Genomic DNA, 4,613 nt, shown 5'->3' on the forward strand with positions numbered 1-4,613 from the left:
TGAATGGGTTCATGTGCAGCTCCATCAGCAAAAGGGGATGATAAGTTTATCACCACCGACTATTTGCAACAGTGCCAACGCCGGGTTATTCTTATTTGTCGCTTCTTTACTCGCCTTTATCGGCCTTCACTCAAGGATGTATTGTGGTTATGCGTTATATTCGCCTGTGTATTATCTCCCTGTTAGCCACCCTGCCGCTGGCGGTACACGCCAGCCCGCAGCCGCTTGAGCAAATTAAACAAAGCGAAAGCCAGCTGTCGGGCCGCGTAGGCATGATAGAAATGGATCTGGCCAGCGGCCGCACGCTGACCGCCTGGCGCGCCGATGAACGCTTTCCCATGATGAGCACCTTTAAAGTAGTGCTCTGCGGCGCAGTGCTGGCGCGGGTGGATGCCGGTGACGAACAGCTGGAGCGAAAGATCCACTATCGCCAGCAGGATCTGGTGGACTACTCGCCGGTCAGCGAAAAACACCTTGCCGACGGCATGACGGTCGGCGAACTCTGCGCCGCCGCCATTACCATGAGCGATAACAGCGCCGCCAATCTGCTGCTGGCCACCGTCGGCGGCCCCGCAGGATTGACTGCCTTTTTGCGCCAGATCGGCGACAACGTCACCCGCCTTGACCGCTGGGAAACGGAACTGAATGAGGCGCTTCCCGGCGACGCCCGCGACACCACTACCCCGGCCAGCATGGCCGCGACCCTGCGCAAGCTGCTGACCAGCCAGCGTCTGAGCGCCCGTTCGCAACGGCAGCTGCTGCAGTGGATGGTGGACGATCGGGTCGCCGGACCGTTGATCCGCTCCGTGCTGCCGGCGGGCTGGTTTATCGCCGATAAGACCGGAGCTAGCAAGCGGGGTGCGCGCGGGATTGTCGCCCTGCTTGGCCCGAATAACAAAGCAGAGCGCATTGTGGTGATTTATCTGCGGGATACGCCGGCGAGCATGGCCGAGCGAAATCAGCAAATCGCCGGGATCGGCGCGGCGCTGATCGAGCACTGGCAACGCTAAGCCGGCGGTGGCCGCGCGCGTTATCCGGCCCGCAGCACCTCGCAGGCGTGCCGGGCGATATGACTGGCGGCGGCATCGGAAAGATGCCGGTCGGTAATGATGGTGGTGAACCGGGTCAAAGGTAACGCCATAAACGTGGCCACCTGATTGTATTTCGAACTGTCGCACAGCAGGATGCTTCTCGCGCTGACCTGGCTGACGGTCTCCTTGACGGTAACCTTGTTCTCATCAGGGGTGAATATCCCGCGACTGTCCCAGCCGCTGGCGGAGATAAAGGCCGTATCGATAGCCAGGTGGCGTAACGTACGCGCCGCCGATTCGCCCACGCAGGAGCGGTTCTCCCGGCACAGAGTGCCGCCGGTGTGGATCACGCCGCACTGGCTGGCATCGATCAGCAGCTGGGTTATCTCAAAATCATTGGTGACCACCTGGAGATCGTTCCGGTCGAGGATCGCCCGCGCCAGCGCCAGGGTGGTAGTCCCGGCATCCAGATAGATGCAACTGTTTTTAGCGATATGACTCGCCGCCAGCGCGCCGATCGCCTGTTTCTCCTCACTCTGCAGCGTGCTTTTCACCAGATGACTGGGTTCCGCGGCCAGCCGGCTGACGGCGCGTACGCCGCCCGAGACGCTGACCAGCAGCCCCTGCTCCTCCAGTTTACTGACGTCCCGACGGATGGTCATATGGGACACGCCGAGGATCTCCGTCAGCTCGTTAATGCTTACCGCCCCACGCTGCTCCACCAGGGCTAAAATACGCTGATGTCGTTCTATTGGAATCACCGCTCTCCCCTTACCATTTTTTCACACCAGGCGTCACCACCCAGGCTACGGCCCTGGCGACACCCGGTGTTGTTATCGCGCTTTGCCGCTGTTTTTTACGCTATTTTAGGGCAAGAATCGCCGCTGTGCAGCCTCTTTCCGCCTGTGAATTTTTTATATTCATGTGGGTTATTCGTGATAACTCTCACATAAATTCACATGATAACGCTTTATTCTATCATTAAATCACATTAATTAACTAATGTTCACAAGGAGACCAGCATGGCTGCACACACTAACGTCTGCGTGATTGGACTGGGTTCAATGGGCATGGGCGCCGCCCGCGCCTGCCTGCAGGCGGGCCTGAACACCTGGGGCGTTGACATCAATCCCGACAACTGTCGCGCACTGCTGGCGGCGGGCGCCAAAGGCGCGGGCCCCAGCGCGGTGCCGTTCGCCGCGGAACTGGATGCAGTTGTGCTGCTGGTGGTCAATGCCGCCCAGGTGCGGGGGATCCTGTTCGGCGAGAGCGGCCTCGCCGCCCATCTGAAGCCGGGCACCGTCGTGATGGTGTCGTCCACCATCGCCTCCGCCGATGCTCAGGCCATTGCCGAGGCGCTGGCGGAGTACCAGCTATTGATGCTCGACGCGCCGGTATCGGGCGGCGCCGTGAAAGCGGCCGCCGGCGACATGACGGTGATGGCCTCCGGGAGCGATGCCGCCTTTGCCCGACTCGCGCCGGTGCTGGACGCCGTGGCCGGCAAAGTCTACCGCATCGGGAGCGACATTGGTCTTGGCTCGACGGTAAAAATTATCCATCAGCTGCTGGCCGGGGTGCACATCGCCGTTGCCGCCGAAGCGATGGCGCTTGCCGCCCGCGCCGGGATCCCACTGGAGACGATGTATGACGTGGTCACCCACGCGGCGGGTAATTCCTGGATGTTTGAGAATCGCATGCAGCACGTCCTGGATGGCGATTACTCGCCAAAATCCGCTGTCGATATTTTTGTCAAAGATCTCGGGCTGGTGAATGACACTGCCCGGGCGCTGACCTTCCCGCTGCCGCTCGCTACCACCGCGCTGAATATGTTCACCTCCGCCAGTAATGCCGGATTCGGTCGGGAAGATGACAGCGCGGTGATCAAGATTTTCAACGGCATCACCCTGCCGGGCCATAAACAGTGAGGAGAGACAACATGCAGCTTGGTGTCATTGCCGATGACTTCACCGGCGCCACGGATATTGCCAGCTTCCTCGTGCGCAACGGCATGCCGACGGTGCAACTGAATGGCGTGCCGACCCGCGATATTCCGCTGACCAGCGAGGCGGTGGTCATCAGCCTGAAAACCCGCTCCTGCCCGGCGGAAATGGCCGTCAGCCAGTCGCTGGCGGCCCTGCGCTGGCTGCAGGCCCAGGGCTGTCAGCAGTTTTATTTCAAGTACTGTTCCACTTTCGACAGCACCGCGCAGGGCAACATTGGCCCGGTGCTGGATGCCCTGCTGGCCGAGCTGGGTGAGACGCGGACGGTGATTTCCCCGGCGCTGCCGGTTAACGGCCGCACGGTCTATCAGGGATATCTGTTCGTCGGCGAGCAACTGCTGAATGAGTCCGGGATGCGCCACCATCCGGTGACGCCGATGGAGGATGCGCACCTGGGCCGCTTAATTGAGCGCCAAGGGCGCGGAAAAGCCGCGCTGATTGCCTGGCCGATTGTCGCCCGGTCGCCGCCGCGCTGGCGGCAGTCAACGATCCGGCGGTGCGCTATGTGGTGCTCGACGCCCTCAGCGAACAGGATCTGCTCACCCAGGGCGTGGCGCTGCGGGAGATGAAGCTGGTCTCCGGCGGTTCCGGCCTCGCCATCGGCCTCGCCCGCGACTGGGCGCAGCGCCATGGCGCCAGGGGGGAAAGCGCTCAGGCCGGCATGCCGCTGGCCGGTCCGGCGGTGGTGCTCTCGGGCTCCTGCTCGGTGATGACCAACAGCCAGGTGGCGGCCTATCGTCAACAGGCCCCCGCCCGCGCCGTCGACTTAAGCGCCTGCTTTACCGATCTGGAGAGCTACGTCAGGACGCTGACTGACTGGGTGGACGCGCAGCGCGATGCGCCGCTGGCGCCGATGATCTATGCCACCACCGAGCCGCAAACGCTGCAGCGGATCCAGGCGCAGTATGGCGACAAGGCCAGCAGCGAACGGGTGGAACAGCTGTTTGCCGCTCTTGCCGCCGCCCTGAAGGCGAACGGATTTACCCGCTTTATTGTGGCCGGAGGGGAAACGTCGAGCATTGTGGCGCAGACCCTGGGGGTTGAGGCGTTCCATATTGGGCCGACCATCTCCCCTGGCGTGCCCTGGGTGCGTGACACCCGCCAGCCGCTCTCCCTGGCGCTGAAGTCAGGTAACTTCGGCGATATCCAGTTCTTTGCCCGTGCCCAGCAGGAGTTTCGTCATGACTGAGCAACAACTGCGAGAGGAAATGGTGCAGATTGGCGCCTCGTTGTTTAGCCGCGGCTATGCCACCGGCTCCGCTGGCAATCTGTCGCTGCTGCTGCCGGACGGCAACCTGCTGGCGACGCCGACCGGCGCCTGCCTCGGCGAACTGCAGGCTCAGCGGTTGTCGGTGGTGACGCTGCAAGGGGAATGGATCTCCGGCGACAAACCGTCGAAAGAGGTCACTTTTCACCGGGCGGTCTATTTGCACAACCCGGCCTGCAAGGCGATCGTCCACTTGCACAGCCACTATCTGACCGCGCTCTCCTGCCTGCAGGGGCTCGGGCACTGTTGCAAAGTTAGCGATGAGGCAGCCTTTTGTCTTATTCAAAGGCCTTACATTTCAAAAACTCTGCTTAC

At 61.7% G+C, this 4,613-nt stretch carries 4 protein-coding genes and 1 pseudogene; 4 read left to right on the forward strand and 1 reads right to left on the reverse strand.

The genetic code is table 11. The features are described from left to right. Positions 1–149 precede the first annotated feature (149 nt). The gene (locus ACLJRH_RS25935; protein WP_002904004.1) at positions 150–1,010 is read left to right on the forward strand and encodes an extended-spectrum class A beta-lactamase SHV-12; all 861 of its coding nucleotides are present in this window, start codon (positions 150–152) and stop codon (positions 1,008–1,010) included. Positions 1,011–1,030: 20 nt separating this feature from the next. Here ACLJRH_RS25935 and ACLJRH_RS25940 read toward each other — a convergent pair whose 3' ends face one another. After that, a complete protein-coding gene (locus tag ACLJRH_RS25940) occupies positions 1,031–1,792 on the reverse strand; it encodes a DeoR/GlpR family DNA-binding transcription regulator (protein WP_002210513.1) in 762 nt (253 codons plus the stop codon). Positions 1,793–2,053: 261 nt separating this feature from the next. Here ACLJRH_RS25940 and ltnD point away from each other — a divergent pair, with 261 nt between their 5' ends. The 3 genes and pseudogenes from ltnD to ACLJRH_RS25955 all read left to right on the forward strand — a co-directional run. Further along, complete coding sequence (ltnD, locus tag ACLJRH_RS25945; RefSeq protein WP_002903955.1) at positions 2,054–2,956, forward strand: L-threonate dehydrogenase; 903 nt, start codon at positions 2,054–2,056, stop codon at positions 2,954–2,956. Between the two features lie 11 nt (positions 2,957–2,967). Continuing rightward, positions 2,968–4,220: pseudogene (gene otnK / locus ACLJRH_RS25950) on the forward strand (3-oxo-tetronate kinase). Continuing rightward, positions 4,213–4,613: class II aldolase/adducin family protein (locus tag ACLJRH_RS25955; protein ID WP_226865550.1), on the forward strand; the 401-nt coding region annotated here is incomplete at its 3' end. The pseudogene otnK and the gene ACLJRH_RS25955, both read left to right, overlap by 8 nt.

Origin of the sequence: Salmonella sp. SAL04162 (genome assembly GCF_046551535.1) — a bacterium.
Taxonomy (GTDB): domain Bacteria; phylum Pseudomonadota; class Gammaproteobacteria; order Enterobacterales; family Enterobacteriaceae; genus Salmonella; species Salmonella enterica.